The organism is Sphingomonas sp. PvP055, assembly GCF_040546365.1.
In the GTDB taxonomy this organism is placed as follows: domain Bacteria; phylum Pseudomonadota; class Alphaproteobacteria; order Sphingomonadales; family Sphingomonadaceae; genus Sphingomonas; species Sphingomonas echinoides_A.
This window is the reverse complement of sequence record NZ_JBEPNS010000001.1, coordinates 613,895-632,429: the sequence shown is the minus strand read 5'-3', so window position 1 is coordinate 632,429 and position 18,535 is coordinate 613,895. Positions and strand designations below refer to the sequence as shown.

Below are 18,535 nucleotides of genomic sequence, written 5' to 3'. Positions count from 1 at the left end.
TGGGAGCGATCAATGCCAGCCGCAGCTGCAATCAAGGTGATGGTGGTCGACGATCAGACCAGCATGCGCGCAATGATCCGTCGGACCCTTCAGGATCTGGGGTTCAAGGATATCCGCGACAAAGCGGGGCCCGTCGAGGCGCTCGGTGCGATCCGCGCCGACCGCGTCCACCTGATCATATCCGATTACAACATGCCCGACATGGACGGACTCCAGTTCCTGGAAGAAGTCCGCAAGGATCCGGTGATCGGCAAAACCGTGTTCATCATGCTCACCGGCTCTGCCGATCGCGAGATCGTGCAGAAAGCGGCGGTGCTGGGGGTCAACAATTACGTCGTAAAGCCATTCTCCGCTGCCGCGCTCAAGGAAAAGATCGAGCGCGTCTTCGGCGAGCTGACCTGATCCGATGCGACGCGTCTCCATCATCCAGGGTGAAAATCACGTTTCCGGAGAACCCGACGTCGTCATTTCGACGTTGCTCGGGTCGTGCGTCGCAGTGTGCCTGCAAGACCCGGTCAACCGGGTCGGCGGAATGAACCATTTCCTGCTCGGCGAACCGGGCAAAGACGATATGGTCCACCACCGCGACATGGCCCGCTACGGCGTGCACGCGATGGAATTGCTGATCAATGAACTCATGCGCCGTGGGGGCATACGGTCGCAGTTGCGCGCGCACCTGTACGGCGGTGCCAACATCATCGCGGGACTGGGATCGATCGGCAGCAGCAACGCCGCCTTCGCGCGGCGTTTCATGGAAACCGAAGGCATCGCCATCGGTCATTGCGATCTCGGCGGCACCCAGGCGCGCAAGGTCGAATTCGTACCCTACGAAGGTAAGGCGCGATCGCGATCTGTCGCGGAAATCCCCAAGATCATCGCGGCGCCAGTCATCCTTGCCAGCAACGATGGCGATCTCGAACTCTTCTGATGCCTTCGCTGTCCCCCATCCCTTTCCATACTCCCGAACAGGCCCTTTAGAGCATGGCACATATCGATGACCTCGCCGCTTCGCTCTACGTCGCGATCGCGGCCGAAATCCGGGACATGCGCGTGCTGATCGAGCATCTCGCGGACACCCTCGTGTCCGACGAGGCGTTTGCCATGGCCTATATGGAGCAGCTCCAGACTTTTGATCTGGTGATTCAGCGGGCCGACGAAAGCGCCGATCTCATCGACCGCATGGCGGGTGGATCGGGGTCGCTGGATGCGATCAGCAAGGTCCGCCTTGGTGCGGTGCAGGAAAAGCTGCGTTCCGCGCTGTCGATCGCCGCCTGATCCGCGATGGCCATTCCTCCCAAGGCGAACCAACGCCCGATCATCATCCGCAAGGTCAAGAAAGGCGGTCATGCGGCGCACCACGGCGGCGCGTGGAAGGTTGCCTATGCCGATTTCGTGACGGCGATGATGGCGTTTTTCATGCTGCTCTGGCTTCTCGCCAATCCCGACAAGGAACGTTTGAAGGGCTTGGCCGAATATTTCTCGCCCGCCTCCGCCAACAGTTCCCCCTCGACGACGCTGACCACGAACCCGGGCGACCAGCCCGGCCTCGGCGGTCGCACGCGGCGCGCGCAGGCCGATAGCAAGGCCACAACCGGCCAGCCCTCCGCCGAAAGCGCCAAGAGCGGGATCTCGCGGGGCGGCACCGCCAACATTCCGGACGCCTCGATGCGCGTGATGGCGCAGGAAATGCGCGTCGCGCTCGAGGCGGCGCCGGCGGCACAGGATGCCAAGGACAGCATTCGCGTAGAACCCGAACGCGACGGGGTTCGCATCAGCTTGATGGACACCGCGCAGCGATCGATGTTCGTCGGCGGCACGGCAGTGCTCAACCCGTTCGCCAGCGCGATGCTCGGGGAGGTCGCCCGCAAACTTGCGAAATCCGGCGCGCAGATCGCGATCGAAGGCCATACAGATTCGCTCGGAGGCCAGAGCGCGATGAACTGGCGGCTATCTGCGGACCGCGCACTGGCCGCACGGTCGGCGATGCTCGCGGCGGGGCTCACCCCGGACCGGTTCGCCGAAGTCGTCGCCTTGGCGGGGACACAACCGATCTATCCCGGTGAACCCGGCCGAGCCGAAAATCGCCGCATCACGATCGTTGCGCTGGGGGCGGCACCGACGCTGCCCAGCGATTCCAGCTTCAAATTCTGATCGGAACGAAGGTGAAAGCGGCTTTCCTCATCCCCTTGCTCCTCGTGGCCGGCGTCGGCCTTGGCGGCGGGACCGCTTTCGGCGTCCACCAGTTGCTGCCGTCTCCGGCGACGGCGGCCACCGCGCCGGTGAAAGCCGCCCCGGTGTTCGTACCAACGGGAAAGATCCTTGCCCCGCTGGTCTCCACCACGGGGCGCTTGTCCGGCTACGTCTCGTTCGAGGTTCAATTGGAAACCGAAGAAAGCGACGCGGCTTTCGTAACGGCACGTCTGCCGCTGCTGCTGGATGCGATCAACATGCGCACCTTTCGAGCACCGATGGCGAGCGGGCCGGACGGCATGCTTCCGGATCTCGCGGTGTTCCGCAAACTGGTGACGGCTTCCGCGAGCGAAGCCTTCGGCATGAACAAAGTTCGCCGCGTCGTGATCATGCAGGCCACACCAGCGTGATTGCTCACCTTGCCAGCCATCATGACATGACGGGGAGGAATTCAGAGATGATGGATACGCCGCGACCGGCCCCAGCCGACTTCCCGAAACGCGATGATCGGCTGACGACGATCCTGCTCGTCGCACGGCTGTCCACCGAAAATTGGGACGATCTGTGTCGCATTCGGAACGTCTCGTCCGGCGGCATGCGGCTCGAGACCCGGGCGGCACTCGTGACGGGCGAGCGCGTGGGCATTGACTTGAAAAACGGGAACGCCGTCGCTGGCGTCGTTGTCTGGACCGATCGTTTTGAAGTTGGCGTGCAGTTCGATCAGCCCGTCGACATCGTTGCGCTGCTGGCGCCCACCGCACAATCGCCTCGGTCGCTGCGCCTGTCCGCGCGGTGCCCGGTCGTGCTGCGACTGGACGGCCATATCGTGCCAGGTCTGCTGCAGAACATTTCGCAGGGCGGCACGCGGGTCGTTCTGGCTCCTCCCGCTCGACTCAACGATGGCGTGGTTGTCGTCATTCCCGGGCTGAAGTCACAACGCGCGTCGGTGCGCTGGGTCGCACCGGGAACGGTCGGCCTGGCGTTTTCGGAAACGGTGGCGTTCGCCGAACTGTCGCACTGGCTGGCACAGCAGCACCGCTTCAGCGCCACCAGTTCAGCGCCGCTTAGCCCGAACCGCCAAAGCTCCTGATCAACGACCCGGCGACCAGCGCCCATCCATCGACGAGAACGAAGAAGATGATCTTCATCGGCAATGCGATCGTCGGCGGAGGCAACATCATCATCCCCATCGCCATCAATACAGCGGATACGGCGAGATCGATGATCAGGAAGGGCAACAGCAGCAAGAAGCCAATCTCGAACGCGCGCCGCAATTCCGAAATCATGAACGCCGGCATGAGCGTCGTCAGCGGCACTTGCGCGCGCGCGACCGGTGGCTTGCCCGACAGGTCGGCGAACAGCTGGAGGTCGTCGTTGTGGACGTGCTTCAGCATGAACTGGCGGAACGGTTCGGACGTCCGCACAAACGCCTGTTGCTCGGAAATTCGACCGTTGGTGTATGGGTTGACCCCCTGCTCCCAGGCTTGTTGGAAGGTCGGTGCCATCACGAAGAAGGACAGGAACAGCGCGAGACTGATCAGCACCGGATTGGGCGGCACACCGGGCGCGCCGATACCGGTCCGCAGCAGCGACAGCGCCACCACGATCCGTGTAAACGACGTGACTGTCATCAGGATGCCAGGCGCTAGGCTCAGTACGGTCAGCATCATGACCAGCGTGATCGCCTGACCGGAGACCGACCCCTTGCCCATCGTGACCGATGCGGTTTGCGCAAGCGCGCTGGACGGGATCGCGACGGTCAGCGCGAATAGCAGGAGAGCGACTTTACGCATGGGATTTGTCCAGGGGCGTCAGGGGGAGCTCGGCGCGGGGCGGAGCCGGGTCGTCCGGCGGGGAAGCGACGTGGGGTGTCGGCGTGACGGCGCGGCGGATCATCGCCTTCAGCGCGGCGCCCTTCGGCGCGGCGTGATCCCGGACCCGTTCGACCAATGCCGCAAAGCTTTCCCCGGCGGCGGCCACCTCGGCACTAAACTGCGGCGGATCGTGCGGCAAGGCGGACACCGCCGCCTGATGTGCCGCGAGATCGACCGCATCGCGCACGAAGCCGCTTTCGAGCATCACATGGCTTTCGGGTGAAATCAGAATGAGATGTTCGTGTCCGTCGCGGCGCAACAAGATGACAGAGCGACGTGCGTCGATCGGCAGCTTTTCGACGAGTTCGAGCCGACTGACCCGCATCATTCCGGTGCGGCCAGGCAAACGGATGTCATAGCGGCGGACCAGCCAGAGCGCACCGGCAAGCGCCCCCAGCACCGTTCCGAGCCCGCCCAAAGTGCGCAACAGCGCGAGCAAGTCCATCAGCTCCGGACCCGCTGAACGACATCGGTGATCTCGAGCGACATCTGGTCCCCTTCGACCAGCACCCGTCCCTTCGCGACCAGCGCGTCGTTGACATAGACCAGCGTCGGATCGTCATGCCCGCAATCGAGCGGAATCATGGCGCCACGCCCCATCTTCAGAATCTGGCGGATCGGCACCTGAGCGGAGCCCAGCACGATCGACATATCGACGTAGATGCTTTCGAGAACGGACATACAACGACACTCCTTTCTCTAACTTATAGGAAAATCTTTCCGGTTATCCGGGTAGCTAGGCAATTTTTGCCTATAACGAAAAGGAGGCCGACGGGGCCGCCGGAGCTGAACCATGAACTTGAAGTCGTCTATGGAGGTGTCCGCATCGGGACTGCGCGCGCAGTCGCTACGCATGCGGGTCATCGCGGAAAATCTCGCGAATGCGGACTCGGTGTCGCGCACCGCCGGCGGCGATCCCTACCGTCGTCGGCTCCCCAGCTTCAAATCGGAGGTCGACCACGAGACCGGCGCAGCCGGCGTGCGGGTCCAATCGATCCAGTCGGACAAGAGTGCGTTCCAGCGTGTCTATCAGCCGGGCAGCCCGGCCGCCGACGCGACCGGTTACGTCAAGATGCCCAACGTCAACGCACTCGTCGAGAGCGCCGACATGAAGGCCGCGCAGCGCTCCTACGAAGCCAATCTGAGTGCGATCGAAGCGGCCAAGAGCCTGACGATGCGCACCATCGACCTTCTCAAATAAGGAATTGATTCATGTCGATCGGAGCATTTGACGCAACCTCGGCCTATGGCCGCGTCCTTGGCGCGACCAAGCTACCCAAGATCACCGAATCCGAAACAACCCCGGGCACCGGCAGCGGTTTCGGCGGGATGATCGAGAAACTCGTGACCGACGCAGCGGGCAACATGCGCAGCGCCGAGAGCGCCAGCGCCAAGCAGGTTGCGGGCAAGGGTGACCTGATCGACGTGGTGACCGCCGTCGGCGCCGCCGAAACCGCGCTCGACACTGTGGTCGCGGTGCGGGACCGGATGGTGAATGCCTATTCCGAAATTATGCGCATGCAGATCTGATCCGCCATGACGCCGTTCGACGCGATGGAACTGGCGCAAGCCGGGATGATCCTAGTGCTGACGATCGTCGGCCCGATGCTGCTCACCTCGCTGGTGGTCGGTGTCGTGGTCGGCCTGTTCCAGGCGCTGACGCAAGTTCAGGAAATGACGCTGACCTTCGTCCCCAAACTGCTGGCGATCGGCATCGTAATGCTGCTGTCGTTGCCGATGATCGGCCATGCCTTGTCCACGTTCATGGCGCAGCTTTGCGACCACATCGTCAGCGGCTGAGATGGAGGGGTTTCCCGCCGAGGCAAGCGCCTTCTTCATCCTGTTCGCGCGCGTCGGCGCAGTGCTGATGCTATTGCCGGTGTTTTCCGAAGACGCGATCCCGGGCAAGATCCGGCTGATGCTCGCGCTGGGCATGACCGCCGGTCTGTGGAGCCTGCTCGGCTCACGGATCGCGCCGATCGCGCAGCACAGCACCGCCCTGCCCGGCATTCTCATTGCCGAATTGCTGACCGGCCTTGCGATCGGCATGATCATCAAGATCATGTTCCTCGCCGCCGCTATGGCGGGGTCGATCATCAGCCTCCAGGTGGGATTGTCGTCGGCGCTGATCAACGATGCCGCGCAAGGTGGACAAGCGTCGGTCCTGTCCAAGCTGATGAGCGTTGCCGCTGCGGTCGTCTGCATGGGCATGGGCGTGCACCATTTGTGGATCACCGCAATCGTCCACTCCTACACCGTATTTCCCGTCGGCGGCCTGCCACCGGCAGCCGATTTCGCGCAGCTTGCGATTCTCACGATCGGCCGATCGATGACGCTCTCGATCAGCCTCGCGGCGCCGCTGTTGATCTATGGAATCGTGTTCAACATGGCGCTCGGCCTCTCGGCAAGGCTGGCCCCTGCGATCCAGATCTTCTTTATCGCACAGCCGCTCAACCTGCTGCTCGGCATGGCGCTGTTCGCGACGCTGATCGGTTCGATCCTGACCGCCTTTTCAGCCGCGATGGTCGCTTGGCTTCACACGGGTTGGGTCTGAGCCGTGGCGGACAAGGATCAGAAGACTCAGGATCCGACCCAGAAGAAGCTCAGCGATGCGCGCGCCAAGGGCGACGTCGCTACATCCACCGAGATGCGCCACGCGGTGATGTTCGTCGCCGCGATCATCGTCGCCGGGGGAATGGGCAGTTGGACACTTGCACAATTGGGGCCGATGCTAGTGCGGCTCTGGGGCAATGCCGACGATTATCCGCTGAACAGCGACGGCGCGCAGGCCTTTGTCACCGGAGTCCTGATTGCGGTGTTCCGCGCGATGATGCCGATCCTGGGCTTGTTGTTCGGGTTCGCGCTGTTGATCCTGTTCGTCCAGGGCAGCCCGACCCTGTCCTGGTCGCGGGTGAAGCCGAAGTTCTCGAAACTCAACCCGGTCGCCGGCTTGGGCAAGATGCTCGGGAAGCGTGCCCTGATCGAATTCGCCAAGACGCTCGCGAAATTCGTGGCGGTCATCACCGTTGCGACGATGGTGGTGCGGCCGCACCTCGTTGCGCTCGACCAGTTGATCGGCGCCGAACCGCTGACGATCGCGGATACGGCAGGCGCGATCGTCAGCGCGATGATCAAGACGGTCGGCATTCTGGTGGGACTGCTCGCACTGTTCGACTTCGTCTATCAACGACGCGCCTTCATCACCCGCATGAAAATGTCGCTCCAAGAGGTGAAGGATGAGCACAAGCAAAGCGAAGGCGATCCCAAGATCAAGGGCAAGATCCGTGCGATCGGCATCCAGCGCGCACGCCAGCGGATGATGGCCGCGGTACCGACCGCGAGCGTCATCGTGACCAACCCCACGCATTATGCGGTTGCCCTCAAATATGACCACGGCGCGATGGCCGCGCCCGTCGTAGTCGCCAAGGGCATGGACGAAATCGCGCTGCGTATTCGTGATATCGCCAAGGCGGCCGGCGTACCGATTGTCGAAAGCCCGCCGCTTGCCCGCGCGCTTTACGCCAGCGCGGTCATCGACCGGCCGATCCCGACGGAGCATTTCAAGGCCGTGGCCGAGATCATCGGCTATGTGATGCGGCTTGCCAAACGGCGCGTCTGACGACACCGTCCCCGCCAGCAGCACGCAGCGCCTTCAGACGATGAATTCGTGTTTTGCCAGCTCGATCCGGACGCGCAGCTCCAGATCCCGGACGATCCCGGCGAGCTGGGGGTCCTCCGGCGCGCGCTGTTCGGCCGACCAGGCCGCCACTTCCTGCAACGGTTCCACCGCCGGCAGACCCGCTGCCAAGGCCGCCTCGAGCCGCTCCAGCGCGCGCAACCCACGATCGGCGTCGACCGATACCCGCCGCCGACGATCGATCGACGGCTCCACGGTGGCAAGCGTCACCAGCATTTCCACACTGACCGGTTGGGCCGCTGCCGCGGCCGGGGTGGGCGGCAGCACAGCCGCCTCCGCCGTGGCAAATTGCGCCACCTTCGGCAAAGCCGTCAGGAGCAAAGTCTGGATCGGCGGCGAAAGACCGGTGATGCGCAAGGTTTCTCCTGTCCGGAACGCGAAAGAAGCTCCTTATTATCCTATAAGAAGAGAAGTGAACTATTTCCACCAAACCAGGATGTTTATGCGCATTGCTTGTGTTTCGAGGCGGGTTCCGGTGCTGCTGTTTGCTCCATTGATGGCCCCATTGCTGGCAATGCTCGTGCCGGTTGCCGCGCTGGCCGCACCGCGCATCAAAGACATCGTCGACGTCGAGAACGTCCGGCCCAACCAGTTGGTCGGCTATGGCCTCGTCGTCGGCCTGGCCGGCACCGGTGACCGGATCCGAAACGTTCCGTTCACAGAAGAATCGATGCAGGCCATGCTCGAGCGCATGGGCGTCAACATTCGAGGCACCCGGATGCAGACGCAGAACGTCGCCGCGGTCTCGATTTCCGCAACCATGCCGCCGTTCGCGCGCGCCGGGTCGCAGATCGACGTACAGATTTCGTCTCTGGGGGATGCCACCAGTCTGCAAGGCGGAACGTTGCTCGTGTCGTCGCTCCGCGCGCTCGACGGTGAGATCTACGCCGTAGCGCAGGGACCGGTAGCGTTGTCCGGGTTCAAGGCGCAGGGCGCCGGCGCAAGCATTACGCGCGGCGTCTCGACCTCGGCGCGGATTGCCGGCGGCGCGATCGTCGAACGCGAAGTCAACTTCGCCTTCAAGAATGCTACCAGCCTGAAACTGGCGCTCAAAAATCCCGATTTCACGACCGCGCAACACATTGCAGCGGTCATCAACGCACGGTTCGGTGGCGCGGCCGAAGTGCTCGATCCTGCAACGGTCGAGATCGCGGCACGCGGCGGCTTCAGCGGATCGTTGATCAGTCTGGTCTCGGCGATCGAGAATCTCGAAGTGACGGTCGATCAACGCGCCCGGATCGTCATCAACGAAGCATCGGGGACGGTGGTGATGGGAACCGATGTCCAGATCAGTCCGGTTGCGATTGCGCAGGGTGGGTTGACCATCAGCATCTCGGAATCGCCGGTCGCCTCGCAGCCAGCACCGCTGTCGAACGGCACCACCGCGATCCTGCCCCGGACCAAGATCGCGGTCGACGACGGCGGCGGCAGGTCGCTCGCGCTGCTCACCGGCGGGACCTCGCTCAAGTCGCTTGTCAGCGGGCTCAACCGCCTAGGCGTCAGCCCGCGTGATTTGATTACAATCTTGCAGGCGGTCAAAAGCGCGGGTGCGCTCCAGGCGGAAATCGAGGTGCAATGATGTCGGTACCACCAGCGCTGCAAACCAGTGCGGCGGCCACGCCGCCGCCCTCACCCAAGATCACAAACGCAAAGCAGACCGCCGAGAAATTCGAAGCCGTCTTTCTCGGCCAGATGACTCAGCTGATGATGGAAAGCGTGGACGTCGGGGACCAGTTTTCCGGCGGGCACGGCGAAGCGATGTTTCGCGGAATCCTGGCCGAAAAGCTCGGTACCGAAATTGCCAAGAACGGGGGTGTCGGTCTGGCACCCGCCGTCATGGCGCAGATTATCAAGATGCAAGGGGGATCCGGCAATGGCCAGTGAGTTCATCGATATCATCCAATCACTGACTGCGATCATGGACGAGGAGACCGCGCGTCTCGTGTCACCGACCCGCCACAGCGATTTTGCCGAGATGGCAACGGCCAAGATCAAACTCGTTGCCTCGCTCGAAATTGCGACCGCTACGCACGATCGGACGCGCGCCGACTGGCTGGCGACGCTCGACGACGAAACACGCGACACGATGAGCGCGGCGATTCGAGAGCTTTGCGGATCGGCGGAGGCGAACGCGCGTGTCCTGCAGCGCCAGATCGATCTTTCTACCGAGATGATGGCCGCGGTCGCGACCGAAGCGCGGCGCCTGTCCGGCATGCGCAGCGCAATCTATGGCGCGAGCGGGATCGTATCCCGGGTCGAACTCGCGACGCCGATCTCGGTCAACGCAAACCTGTAACCGCGACGCGATTGCGGTCGGCCAAGCCCGGTGTCCGGGACCTTGGCCGACCGTGTTTCACTGCCCGTGCCCGATCGCCGATTTCAGCAAGCCGATCTGCTTGCGATACAGGCTGGTCATCGTCGCGAAATCGGCCTGGATCTGGCCCATCTTGAGCAACTGGTCTTCCAGCACGACATTGTTGCCATCCGGCTTGGTCTCGGAAACGTCGGAATCGATGGTGATGCTCCCGTTCATCGGTTGACGCGCACCCAGCGCAGACATCCCGTTGCTCAACTGGATGCGCGGACGCGTGACGGCTGGCTTGCCGGTGTCCTGCGCGGACACGAGGCTGGAAAAATTGGGGGCTGGCATCTCGCGCGCCTTGAAGCCGGGCGTTTCGCTATTGGCGATGTTCTGCGCGATGACGCGCTGCCGATCGGACAAATGTCGCATCGCCTGGCCTATCCCGGCCAGCAAGGGGGGCGTCGAAATGGACATGATCAAAATCCTGTGAAGAACGTGCTTATGCTGCCGTCGGCGACGGGCGTCAGCCGGTTGAGCGCTGCCTGATAGCTGGCAAGTTGCGCCTGCTGCGCGGGTGTCCCGGCCGAGTTGGGCGCCGCGCCGTTCGTCAACGCGACCTTGCCGGCGTCCCAATAAAGCGACCGATAGGCGGTCTGTGTCGTCGAGATCGCATTGTTGATCACGCTCAGCGTTGCCGCCGCGTCCTTGCTGGTCGAGACGTTCAAGGCCTCGGTCAGCGCGAGTCCGAAATTGCCGCCGGGTCGGACCTTCGGCGCATTCCTCTGGGGAAGCGGCGGGACCGCTAGGCGCGTCGGATCAAGGCCGAGTTTGCCAAGCGCGTCCTTTCCCTTGGCACCGGCGACGAGCGCGACCGACGATCCGGTCTTGGCATCGATGCGCAGCACCAAGGCGCCATTCACCGTCGCGGTGGCGACCGTTGCCTTAGAGCCCGTCAACCGCCGAATGCGATCGCCCAGCGTCGTCAGCGTATCGTCTGCCTGGATCACGATCTTCTTGGCGGCGCCCCCCTGAATGCGCAGCGAGAATTCGTCGCCTGCGCGCAAGCTGGTTTGTGCAACGAGCTTCTCGGACGTTTCCGGATTGAGCGCACCACGATGCAGACCGAGCGCGCCGAGCACGGTATCGTCTCCAACGCCAGCGGCAACGCGCACGGGCTCGGTCTGGAACGTCGCCTGGCCGAACTGTGTCACGCTTTGGATCGCACCATTGGTCGCATCGATCCGACCGACAAACCCGTCCACGCTGCCGCGCCGCGTGCCATCCATCGCCCCGGTGGTTCGCCCACCGACATACAGCGCACCGTTCATGAACGCCACGCTGTCGAGTTGGTCGTCTGCCCCGGTCGCGAGATAGGACGTCGTGCCTGCACTCAGCGCACTGTCGATGCGCGTAACAAACCCGTCGCGACCGCCCGCCATCGCATTGGCCTGGGCACCGGTCAGCGCCGTGCTCGTTGCCCCTGCGACCGCAATCGTGCCATCGGCTGCAACCGCAATCGCCCGCGCATCCGCGTGGCCTAACGACAGACTGGAGAGATCCGTGCCAAGTGCGGTCGCACTGATCCGGCGCACCACGGCGTTGCCATCATGGCTCGTCAGCGCAAGCACGTTCCCGTCCGCGCCGATTGCCAGCGCAGTGACGGACTCGCTGCCGCCCTCGTTGATCGTGCGACGCTCTTGCAGCCTACCGGCGGAATCGATCCGCGCAAGGAAGCCATCGCCGCCGCCGTTCGCCGACTTTCCGCCGACGAAAATGGATCCGTCCGCGCCTACCGCGATTGCATTGGCGGTGTCTGCGCCGGCGGCGTGGATCACGGTGGTGAACCGCTCGTCCCCCATGGCATTGTAGCGCGCGACGACCATGTCGCCATCCGAACTGGAACTGTCGAACGTACCGTTCACCGTACCGGCGACGGTAATGTCTCCGTTCGCGGCGATGGCGACGGCGGCACCCTGCGCGCCACTCGAGGCGCCGAGGCTGCGCTGCCAGACGACCGCGCCCTCGCTGCTCAGCTTTGTGAGGAACAGATCCTGGTTTCCGCCCGAGCGATTGGACTGAAAATCACCGCTGCTGGTGCCGACGGCATAGCTGAAGCCGGCAGCATCGGTAGCGATTGCCTGCGTGGTGGTGGTTGCCTGCAACGGCGCAACAGTAGCGGCACCGACGACCGGCTTGGCGGCCGTCAGCTTGGCCGTTGCGGTGGCCGCAGTGTCGATCCCCGCAATCGTGGCGATCGTCTTGCGCGTCATCGTTCCGGCAAGATCGTCGAACCGCAGGATCGTCGAAACCGCCGGCGCTCCAACCGCGGTTTGCCCGCTGGCGACCACGAGCGAGTCAGGCGCACCGATCTGGTCAATCGAAACGCGTTCCGAGCCATTCGGCGCGTTGACGGCAAATCCCCACTTTCCCGAACTCTTGTCCGGCACGAACCGGACCAGCCAACGTGGCGTAAAGTTGCCGTCCTTGTCGAGAATGACCGAGCCATCCGCATTGCGCATGGGAACCGCCGTGATTGCCGCGTTGATCGCATTGGAAACCGAATCGAGCGTCGGCGGCTGGACGGTGTTCGTCAAATCGACCGTGAAGGTATCGGTCGCGCCAGGCTTGTCGAGGGTAACGGTGAACTTCTCGGACCCGGTCAGACTCGGGAGGGCCGCATCACGCGTCGCAAGAATGCCGGTACCGCTGAACTTTACCGGGTCCGACTTCGCGAGCGACACCGTTTCGGCGCGACGTGTCGGCAACGCGAACGACAGTTCGACCTTGTCCGAACTCGCCTGCCCCAGAAACGTCTGAAGATCCGCGAGCCCCTTGCCGAACGCAGCCTGCAGCGATGCGCGTTCCGCCGACGAGGCGGTGGTGCGCGCCGCGGCGGTAGCAAGCAGCTTGAGCTTGTCGAGCGCCTTGTACGTCGTGAACGCGGTCTGGACGTCGGCGGACCCGGCGTTCGGCGTAGAAACGGTGTTATCGATAATCGTCGCCAGCCGCTTGATCGCGGAGACCTGGGTCGATTCCGGCGTGGTGCTCGCGGTTTGCTTCCAGGGCGGCGTCGTCACCGCTAGGGTGAATTGCGCCTTGGCCTTGCGCACCGCCAGCGTATCGACGGCGGGCATCGCCCCGAAACCGGTATAACTGTTGGTCCCGGAAAGCATCGACAAGGCCGCGAGGCCGTTGGAAAGATTTATCGCCACGTCATGACCTTCCCGGAGATTTGTCCGTCATACTCCTATAATAGGTGAAGGCCGGTCACGAGAACGCTTCATCGTTCACTTATTGGCGACCTTTTCCGTTACGACTGGATTTCGAATGAGTATGATGGCGCCGATCACCCAGCCACCCGAACTCAAGAAGTATTCTGGCCATGAGCGGGCCGCCGCGCTGATGCTTGCTCTCGGCAAGGAGCATGGCGCGCCGATCTGGGAGTTGCTGTCGAGTGACGAGGTGCGCGAACTATCGAGCGCGATCGCGCAGCTTGGCCGCGTCCCGTCGGCGGTGGTGGAGCATCTGCTGGTCCAGTTCTCGGGGGAAATCTCCAGCATGGCCTCGCTCCATGGGTCGTTCGAAACGACCGAGCGGCTGCTCGACGGGATCCTGCCCGACGATCGCGTCAAGGAAATCATGGAAGATATCCGCGGCCCCTCCGGCCGGACGATGTGGGATAAACTGTCCAACGTCAGCGAAACAGTGCTCGCAACCTATCTGAAGAATGAATACCCACAAACCGTCGCGGTGATCCTGAGCAAGCTGAAATCTGACCATGGTGCGCGCGTGCTTGCTGAGTTGCCCCGCGAATTATCGGTCGATGTCATCTTGCGCATGCTGCGGATGGATACCGTCCAAAAACAGGTGCTAATCGAAGTCGAACACACCCTAAAGAGCGAGTTCATGAGCAACCTTGCGCGCTCGCAACGACGCGATCCGCACGAAACGATGGCAGAAGTGTTCAACGCACTGGACCGCGCGACCGAGGAAGCGATGCTGACGGCGCTCGACGAGCGCGCACCCGAAGCTGCCGAGCGCATTCGTGCGCTGATGTTCACCTTTGAGGATCTTGGCAACCTGATGTTGCCGGCGATCGCCACAATCGTGCGCAACGCCGACAAGCGCGAGATGGCGCTGGCCCTGAAGGGCGCGCCACCGCCAATGCGCGAGCTGTTCTTCTCAGGCATGACCGACCGCGCCGCCAAACTGCTCAAGGAAGACATGGCAGGCATGGGCCCGGTCCGCGCACGTGAGTGCGAGGAAGCACAAAGCGCGCTGGTCCGGCTGGCAAAATCCCTCGCCGATCGCGGGGAGATCATGCTGGTCGACCCGAAGAGCGACGACACGATGATCATCTAGCGCAATTCGGGATAAGGTTGAGAGATGGATATTTCCTTCGGTGTCAAGCCGTTCGCCTTCGATCGCGTATTCGCAATGCCGCAGGCTGGCGCCCCCCTCCTCCCGGCGGACGCCGTCGAGCTGGTCATCACGTTGCGCGCAGAAATCGATCTGTTGACCACGCAGCGTGATACCTGTGCCGCAGTCGCACGGGCAGATGGCTTCGAACGGGGCCTCGCGCAGGCGCGTGAGGAAACAGCCGCTGCCATGCTGGCTGCGACCGATGCGATGCAGGCGTCGATCGAAGCGATTGAGGAGGAATTTGGCGCGATCGAACGGCGGCTTGCCACCGCCGCAGCCGACGTCGCGATGGCCGCCGCGGATGGTCTGGCGGCGCGTGCGCTGCAAATGGATCCCGCAATCGCGATCGATGAAGCGATCGCGCGCGTGCTGACGCAGGTTGCGCGCGGGCAGGAACTGCAGATCCGCGTCCATCCCGCGCTGGTCGACAAGACCGAAGAACTGATCGCCGGTCACCAGAGCCGCGAACGGCGTCGGCTCGCTCTTACGGTGGTTGCCGACCCGACGCTCGCAGTCGGCGATGCACTGATATCCTGGGAGCAGGGCGGGTTGGCGCTGAACGCTGCCGCGCGCCGTGCGGCGATCCTGAGCGAGCTTGGACTCGATCAGCCGCTCGCCGTCGCCCAGCCCGTCTGACGGCAAGAATTTCCTACCCGGCAAAACTTTCCGTCGACCTATCCTATAATGGAGGATGGGGAATGTAGCCCCGCTGCATGAACGGGGATGACCTTGGACGGATTGCGAAACTTCATCGCCCAGCTCGGCACGCGCCGCTTGATGATGATGGGCGGCGTTGCGCTCGCGTTGCTTGGCGTGTTGGCGGCGGTCGCGCTGCGGGGCGGCTCGAGCGAGATGGGGTTTCTCTACACAGACCTTGATCCGGCCGTCGCGCAGTCGATCACCGCCAAGCTGACCGCGCAAAACATCCCGTTTCAATTGTCCGCCGATGGCAGCTCGATCATGGCGCCAAAGGATAAGCTCCCCGAACTGCGGATGGCGATGGCCGCCGACAAATTGAGCGGCAAAGTCGGTTATGACGTGCTGGACGCGGAACAGCCCTTCGGCGTGTCGTCTTCGCGCGCACGCATGAATGAGACGCGCGCGATCGAGGGCGAGCTCGAGAAGTCGCTCGAAAGCCTTGATAGCGTGGCCCGTGCGCGCGTGCACATCGTGATGCCCGAACGCGCCATGTTCGCTGCGGAATCGCGCAAGGCGACTGCCGCCGTCACCTTGAAAACGCGCGGTAAGCTCCCGGCGGCCGCCGTCCAGGCGATCCGTTATCTCGTGTCATCCTCGGTTCCAGAACTATCGCCCGAACAGGTGTCGATCGTCGATCAGTCCGGTGCCCTACTCGCCCGTGCAGGCGAAGCCGACGAAGCGGGGGCGTCGCAGGCGGACGATCGCGAAAGCGGTATCGAAGGCCGCCTGCGCTCCCAGATCGAGGCGATGCTCGAGCCGATCGTCGGCGCCGGCAAGGTCCGTGCAGAGGTTTCCGCTCAGGTCGGGCGGGACCAGACGCGCGAGGAAACCAGCGTGTTCGATCCCGACAAGCAAGTGATCGGCCATCAGATCACGGTGGAAAGCGGCGACCAGAGCAACGAAAATGGCGCTAGCGCGCCAGGGGCCTCGGTTGCGACGCAGTTGCCGGAGAACCAGGGCACGCCCGCCGTTCCCGGAGCAACGGGCGACAGCCGCAAGTCGGCCCGCAACGAAACGTCCGAGGACACGACCTACGAGAACAGCCAGACCCATACCGTGACCGTGCGATCGCCCGGCAAGTTGAGCCGCCTGACCGTCGCGGTGATGGTCGATGGCGGTCGCAAGGGCCTGCCCGCCCCACAGATCGAACGGCTTACCCGGCTGGTCCAGAATGCGGTCGGGTTCGATGCCACCCGCGGCGACAGCGTGGTCGTAGAGAACATGACCTTTGCCGCCGTCGACACGCTCGCCGACACCAAGCCAGGCTGGTTCTCCTGGGCATCGAGCGACCAGTTGTTCGGGCTGCTCAAGCTGTTGGTCATCGGTGCGGTCGGTTTGATCGCGCTCAAGATGCTCCGCCCCAAGATCACCGCCGCGCAGCAGGCCGAGGAAGTGCGGTTGCTCGCCGCACAGGCGTCCGAGACCCAAGCGCTGGCCACACGCGCCGCCAATGGCGAGCCCGACGCCATGCTCCAGATCGAAGCGATGCGCGACGCCGGCGAGGATACCGCTTTGCTCGATCAGGAGATCGCGCTCGCGCAAGTCGACGGCCGCATCAAGTCGTCGTCGCTCAAGAAGATCGGCGACGCCATCTCCGGCAGCCCTGCTGAAGCGGCGTCGGTGATCCGCCAATGGATGAACACGTGATGGAGAGCTTCGAAACCATGGATACCGAACAGCACGACATCGTCACCGCGACCGAAGTCATGCCCGGCGAATTCCCGCCCCTGGAGGACTTTGGCAGCCCTGATAGCACCGCCAAGGCGGATGAGGGGCCAGCGAGCCTGGAGGCCGTCTATGACGTACCGGTAAAGGTACAAGCAGTCCTCGGACGCGCGCGGATCGCGATCGGCGAATTGATGCAGCTGAAGGCGGGAGCGGTCATCGAGCTCGACCGACGCGTCGGGGAGCCGGTCGACATCTTCGTCAACAACCGCCTGATCGCGCGCGGTGAGGTGGTCATGATCGAAAATTCGCTCGGCGTGACGCTGACCGAAATCGTTCGTCAGGAGCGCTGAACCGATGCACGCCACCGGCCCGATTCACTTGCTGCTCGTCGGTGCCCCCGGAAGCGAATTTCGCCTTGCCGCCGCGATGGCGCGCGACGCAGGCGCGCATGTCGCGCTGGCCGACTGCGCGAAGACCGCCTTGCTGATGCTGCGCGACGACGGTGGGGATATCGTGATGATCGATATCGCCGAAGACGTCGGGAGCTTCATTGCGCAACTCCGCTCGGAACGGATCGCCGTCCCCGTGCTGGCTTGCGGGATCGATGCGCCCGCGGACCGGGCCGTCGCTGCGATCCGCGCCGGCGCGCGCGACTATGTCCCGCTCCCGCCGCAGGCCGACTTGATTGCCGCGGCCATCCTGTCGGTCGCGCAGCACGGCACCCGCATGGTGGGCGAAGACCCGGCGCTGGGCCGCGCCCTCGCGCTCGGCTTGGCGATGGCCCATTCGAATGCCCCGCTCCTCATCGTCGGCGAAGCGGGCTGCGGGAAGGAAATCTTCGCACGCGCGATGCACGACGCGTCCGGGAGACGCGGGCGCTTCGTTGCGATCGACTGTGCGAGCACCAGCACCGACATTCTCGAATCGGAACTGTTCGGTCACGAGGTCGGGGCGTTTCCCGGTGCGATCGCGCGGCGGCGGGGACGGCTTGAGGAAGCCTATGACGGCACGGTGTTCCTGCGCGACGTGGAAGCCTTGTCGCCCGCTATCCAGGCACGGATGCTTACGGCGTTGCAGGGGCAGCATGTCCATCATCCGATTGTCGAACCGTCCGCGCTCCGCGCTCGGATCATGGCGAGTACGGCCGCCGATCTCGACCTGCGCGTTGCCAAGGGCCTGTTCCAGGGGAATTTGCTCGCGCGCCTTGGCCTCGTGCGGATCGCGGTGCCGCCGCTGCGCGCGCGGCCGGGTGACATCGTCCCGATGGCGCAATATTTCGCTGATCGCTTTGCGCTCGCCAACGATGTTCCCGCACGCCCTTTCGGCGAGGAGGCGATCGGCCTGCTTCAGAAGCACGACTGGCCCGGCAATGTCCGCGAGCTGGAGGATACCGTTCATCGTGCGGTGCTGCTCAATCGCGATCCCAGCATTGCCGCCAGCGCGATCGTGACGATCGACGGCGCCAGCCTTGGCGCTGCCCCCGCGACGGTGATCGACCGCAACGGCTTCGTCGGCTGCACGGTCGAGGACATGGAACGCGACCTGATCCTCCATACGCTGCACCATTGCCGCGGCAACCGGACCTCGGCGTCGACGATCCTCGGCATTTCGGTGCGGACGATGCGCAACAAGCTGAAGACCTTCATCGAGGCGGGGATTCCCGTCTCACCCGCGCTGTGAACC

Annotated in this window: 25 protein-coding genes; 19 read left to right on the top strand and 6 right to left on the bottom strand. The window is 63.7% G+C overall.

Translation table 11 applies throughout. The features are described 5' to 3' along the window. Positions 1-12 precede the first annotated feature (12 nt). Genes ABIC16_RS03230 through ABIC16_RS03205 form a run of 6 tightly spaced genes read left to right on the top strand, consistent with a single transcriptional unit; the run spans position 13 to position 3,280 of the window. Positions 13-402 (top strand): response regulator, encoded by a 390-nt coding sequence (locus tag ABIC16_RS03230; RefSeq protein WP_277969519.1) that lies wholly within the window; start codon positions 13-15, stop codon positions 400-402. 4 nt (positions 403-406) lie between these two features. Further along, positions 407-928, top strand: coding sequence for a chemotaxis protein CheD (locus ABIC16_RS03225; protein WP_277969520.1), 522 nt, complete (start codon positions 407-409; stop codon positions 926-928). A 53-nt stretch (positions 929-981) separates the two neighbouring features. Continuing rightward, positions 982-1,275, top strand: a complete 294-nt coding sequence (locus tag ABIC16_RS03220; protein WP_277969521.1) for a hypothetical protein — start codon at positions 982-984, stop codon at positions 1,273-1,275. 6 nt (positions 1,276-1,281) lie between these two features. Then, a complete protein-coding gene (locus ABIC16_RS03215) occupies positions 1,282-2,151 on the top strand; it encodes a flagellar motor protein MotB (protein ID WP_277969522.1) in 870 nt (289 codons plus the stop codon). 44 nt (positions 2,152-2,195) lie between these two features. Next, entirely contained in the window at positions 2,196-2,600 is a 405-nt protein-coding gene (locus tag ABIC16_RS03210; RefSeq protein ID WP_354292246.1) for a hypothetical protein, read from the top strand. A 47-nt stretch (positions 2,601-2,647) separates the two neighbouring features. Further along, positions 2,648-3,280 carry a PilZ domain-containing protein gene (locus ABIC16_RS03205; RefSeq protein WP_354290013.1) on the top strand — a complete coding sequence of 211 codons (633 nt, stop codon included), beginning with the start codon at positions 2,648-2,650 and terminating at the stop codon, positions 3,278-3,280. Here the strand turns inward: ABIC16_RS03205 and fliP are convergent. Genes fliP through ABIC16_RS03190 form a run of 3 tightly spaced genes read right to left on the bottom strand, consistent with a single transcriptional unit; the run spans position 3,255 to position 4,745 of the window. Continuing rightward, entirely contained in the window at positions 3,255-3,983 is a 729-nt protein-coding gene (gene fliP / locus ABIC16_RS03200; protein ID WP_354290012.1) for a flagellar type III secretion system pore protein FliP, read from the bottom strand. The genes ABIC16_RS03205 and fliP overlap by 26 nt on opposite strands. Further along, on the bottom strand, positions 3,976-4,509 hold the full coding sequence (locus tag ABIC16_RS03195; RefSeq protein ID WP_354290011.1) for a flagellar biosynthetic protein FliO: 534 nt from the start codon (positions 4,507-4,509) through the stop codon (positions 3,976-3,978). Before ABIC16_RS03195 ends, fliP begins: the two co-directional genes overlap by 8 nt. Further along, positions 4,509-4,745 (bottom strand): FliM/FliN family flagellar motor switch protein, encoded by a 237-nt coding sequence (locus ABIC16_RS03190; RefSeq protein ID WP_277969527.1) that lies wholly within the window; start codon positions 4,743-4,745, stop codon positions 4,509-4,511. Before ABIC16_RS03190 ends, ABIC16_RS03195 begins: the two co-directional genes overlap by 1 nt. A 112-nt stretch (positions 4,746-4,857) precedes the next feature. On the opposite strand from ABIC16_RS03190, the gene flgC reads away from it, so the two are divergent. The 5 genes from flgC to flhB are packed head-to-tail and all read left to right on the top strand — an operon-like array spanning position 4,858 to position 7,683. Continuing rightward, on the top strand, positions 4,858-5,265 hold the full coding sequence (flgC, locus tag ABIC16_RS03185; RefSeq protein ID WP_277969528.1) for a flagellar basal body rod protein FlgC: 408 nt from the start codon (positions 4,858-4,860) through the stop codon (positions 5,263-5,265). Between the two features lie 11 nt (positions 5,266-5,276). Beyond that, a complete protein-coding gene (gene fliE, locus ABIC16_RS03180) occupies positions 5,277-5,594 on the top strand; it encodes a flagellar hook-basal body complex protein FliE (protein ID WP_354290010.1) in 318 nt (105 codons plus the stop codon). Between the two features lie 6 nt (positions 5,595-5,600). After that, on the top strand, positions 5,601-5,864 hold the full coding sequence (locus ABIC16_RS03175) for a flagellar biosynthetic protein FliQ (protein ID WP_354290009.1): 264 nt from the start codon (positions 5,601-5,603) through the stop codon (positions 5,862-5,864). Position 5,865: 1 nt separating this feature from the next. Continuing rightward, on the top strand, positions 5,866-6,618 hold the full coding sequence (gene fliR / locus ABIC16_RS03170) for a flagellar biosynthetic protein FliR (RefSeq protein WP_354290008.1): 753 nt from the start codon (positions 5,866-5,868) through the stop codon (positions 6,616-6,618). A gap of 3 nt (positions 6,619-6,621) precedes the next feature. Beyond that, positions 6,622-7,683 carry a flagellar biosynthesis protein FlhB gene (flhB, locus tag ABIC16_RS03165; RefSeq protein WP_354290007.1) on the top strand — a complete coding sequence of 354 codons (1,062 nt, stop codon included), beginning with the start codon at positions 6,622-6,624 and terminating at the stop codon, positions 7,681-7,683. A gap of 33 nt (positions 7,684-7,716) precedes the next feature. Here flhB and ABIC16_RS03160 read toward each other — a convergent pair whose 3' ends face one another. Beyond that, positions 7,717-8,118 carry a flagellar assembly protein FliX gene (locus ABIC16_RS03160; RefSeq protein WP_277969533.1) on the bottom strand — a complete coding sequence of 134 codons (402 nt, stop codon included), beginning with the start codon at positions 8,116-8,118 and terminating at the stop codon, positions 7,717-7,719. A 139-nt stretch (positions 8,119-8,257) separates the two neighbouring features. Between ABIC16_RS03160 and ABIC16_RS03155 the strand changes: the two genes are divergently transcribed. Genes ABIC16_RS03155 through ABIC16_RS03145 form a run of 3 tightly spaced genes read left to right on the top strand, consistent with a single transcriptional unit; the run spans position 8,258 to position 10,057 of the window. Beyond that, complete coding sequence (locus ABIC16_RS03155; protein WP_277969590.1) at positions 8,258-9,340, top strand: flagellar basal body P-ring protein FlgI; 1,083 nt, start codon at positions 8,258-8,260, stop codon at positions 9,338-9,340. Then, on the top strand, positions 9,337-9,645 hold the full coding sequence (locus ABIC16_RS03150) for a rod-binding protein (RefSeq protein ID WP_354290006.1): 309 nt from the start codon (positions 9,337-9,339) through the stop codon (positions 9,643-9,645). The genes ABIC16_RS03155 and ABIC16_RS03150 overlap by 4 nt, the downstream gene beginning before the upstream one ends. Beyond that, positions 9,635-10,057: a flagellar biosynthesis protein FlgN gene (locus ABIC16_RS03145; protein WP_277969535.1), complete on the top strand. Its 423-nt coding sequence runs from the start codon at positions 9,635-9,637 to the stop codon at positions 10,055-10,057. The genes ABIC16_RS03150 and ABIC16_RS03145 overlap by 11 nt, the downstream gene beginning before the upstream one ends. Before the next feature lie 57 nt (positions 10,058-10,114). On the opposite strand, the gene ABIC16_RS03140 is transcribed toward ABIC16_RS03145, so the two are convergent. Further along, positions 10,115-10,537, bottom strand: coding sequence for a flagellar basal body protein (locus ABIC16_RS03140; RefSeq protein ID WP_354290005.1), 423 nt, complete (start codon positions 10,535-10,537; stop codon positions 10,115-10,117). A gap of 2 nt (positions 10,538-10,539) precedes the next feature. Next, positions 10,540-13,275, bottom strand: coding sequence for an autotransporter outer membrane beta-barrel domain-containing protein (locus tag ABIC16_RS03135; RefSeq protein ID WP_354290004.1), 2,736 nt, complete (start codon positions 13,273-13,275; stop codon positions 10,540-10,542). A 115-nt stretch (positions 13,276-13,390) separates the two neighbouring features. Between ABIC16_RS03135 and fliG the strand changes: the two genes are divergently transcribed. The 5 genes from fliG to ABIC16_RS03110 all read left to right on the top strand — a co-directional run bounded on the left by fliG (position 13,391) and on the right by ABIC16_RS03110 (position 18,532). Next, entirely contained in the window at positions 13,391-14,425 is a 1,035-nt protein-coding gene (gene fliG, locus ABIC16_RS03130) for a flagellar motor switch protein FliG (protein ID WP_277969591.1), read from the top strand. Between the two features lie 24 nt (positions 14,426-14,449). After that, positions 14,450-15,121 (top strand): FliH/SctL family protein, encoded by a 672-nt coding sequence (locus ABIC16_RS03125; RefSeq protein WP_277969538.1) that lies wholly within the window; start codon positions 14,450-14,452, stop codon positions 15,119-15,121. Positions 15,122-15,262: 141 nt separating this feature from the next. Then, positions 15,263-16,831, top strand: a complete 1,569-nt coding sequence (gene fliF / locus ABIC16_RS03120; protein ID WP_354292245.1) for a flagellar basal-body MS-ring/collar protein FliF — start codon at positions 15,263-15,265, stop codon at positions 16,829-16,831. Then, entirely contained in the window at positions 16,816-17,202 is a 387-nt protein-coding gene (gene fliN, locus ABIC16_RS03115) for a flagellar motor switch protein FliN (protein WP_277969539.1), read from the top strand. Before fliF ends, fliN begins: the two co-directional genes overlap by 16 nt. Positions 17,203-17,206: 4 nt before the next feature. Beyond that, a complete protein-coding gene (locus ABIC16_RS03110; RefSeq protein WP_354290003.1) occupies positions 17,207-18,532 on the top strand; it encodes a sigma-54-dependent transcriptional regulator in 1,326 nt (441 codons plus the stop codon). Positions 18,533-18,535: the final 3 nt, after the last annotated feature.

What these genes read in the sequence shown, in the direction of transcription:
- fliP (WP_354290012.1), bottom strand. Translation starts at nt 3,983, where the DNA reads ATGCGTAAAGTCGCTCTCCTGCTATTCGCGCTGACCGTCGCGATCCCG.
- ABIC16_RS03225 (WP_277969520.1), top strand. Translation starts at nt 407, where the DNA reads ATGCGACGCGTCTCCATCATCCAGGGTGAAAATCACGTTTCCGGAGAA.
- ABIC16_RS03155 (WP_277969590.1), top strand. Translation starts at nt 8,258, where the DNA reads ATGGCCCCATTGCTGGCAATGCTCGTGCCGGTTGCCGCGCTGGCCGCA.
- fliN (WP_277969539.1), top strand. Translation starts at nt 16,816, where the DNA reads ATGGATGAACACGTGATGGAGAGCTTCGAAACCATGGATACCGAACAG.
- ABIC16_RS03150 (WP_354290006.1), top strand. Translation starts at nt 9,337, where the DNA reads ATGATGTCGGTACCACCAGCGCTGCAAACCAGTGCGGCGGCCACGCCG.
- fliF (WP_354292245.1), top strand. Translation starts at nt 15,263, where the DNA reads ATGATGATGGGCGGCGTTGCGCTCGCGTTGCTTGGCGTGTTGGCGGCG.
- ABIC16_RS03230 (WP_277969519.1), top strand. Translation starts at nt 13, where the DNA reads ATGCCAGCCGCAGCTGCAATCAAGGTGATGGTGGTCGACGATCAGACC.
- ABIC16_RS03195 (WP_354290011.1), bottom strand. Translation starts at nt 4,509, where the DNA reads ATGGACTTGCTCGCGCTGTTGCGCACTTTGGGCGGGCTCGGAACGGTG.
- ABIC16_RS03125 (WP_277969538.1), top strand. Translation starts at nt 14,450, where the DNA reads ATGGATATTTCCTTCGGTGTCAAGCCGTTCGCCTTCGATCGCGTATTC.
- flgC (WP_277969528.1), top strand. Translation starts at nt 4,858, where the DNA reads ATGAACTTGAAGTCGTCTATGGAGGTGTCCGCATCGGGACTGCGCGCG.
- fliE (WP_354290010.1), top strand. Translation starts at nt 5,277, where the DNA reads ATGTCGATCGGAGCATTTGACGCAACCTCGGCCTATGGCCGCGTCCTT.
- ABIC16_RS03140 (WP_354290005.1), bottom strand. Translation starts at nt 10,537, where the DNA reads ATGTCCATTTCGACGCCCCCCTTGCTGGCCGGGATAGGCCAGGCGATG.
- fliR (WP_354290008.1), top strand. Translation starts at nt 5,866, where the DNA reads ATGGAGGGGTTTCCCGCCGAGGCAAGCGCCTTCTTCATCCTGTTCGCG.
- fliG (WP_277969591.1), top strand. Translation starts at nt 13,391, where the DNA reads ATGAGTATGATGGCGCCGATCACCCAGCCACCCGAACTCAAGAAGTAT.
- ABIC16_RS03215 (WP_277969522.1), top strand. Translation starts at nt 1,282, where the DNA reads ATGGCCATTCCTCCCAAGGCGAACCAACGCCCGATCATCATCCGCAAG.
- ABIC16_RS03220 (WP_277969521.1), top strand. Translation starts at nt 982, where the DNA reads ATGGCACATATCGATGACCTCGCCGCTTCGCTCTACGTCGCGATCGCG.
- ABIC16_RS03110 (WP_354290003.1), top strand. Translation starts at nt 17,207, where the DNA reads ATGCACGCCACCGGCCCGATTCACTTGCTGCTCGTCGGTGCCCCCGGA.
- ABIC16_RS03190 (WP_277969527.1), bottom strand. Translation starts at nt 4,745, where the DNA reads ATGTCCGTTCTCGAAAGCATCTACGTCGATATGTCGATCGTGCTGGGC.
- ABIC16_RS03205 (WP_354290013.1), top strand. Translation starts at nt 2,648, where the DNA reads ATGATGGATACGCCGCGACCGGCCCCAGCCGACTTCCCGAAACGCGAT.
- ABIC16_RS03145 (WP_277969535.1), top strand. Translation starts at nt 9,635, where the DNA reads ATGGCCAGTGAGTTCATCGATATCATCCAATCACTGACTGCGATCATG.
- ABIC16_RS03175 (WP_354290009.1), top strand. Translation starts at nt 5,601, where the DNA reads ATGACGCCGTTCGACGCGATGGAACTGGCGCAAGCCGGGATGATCCTA.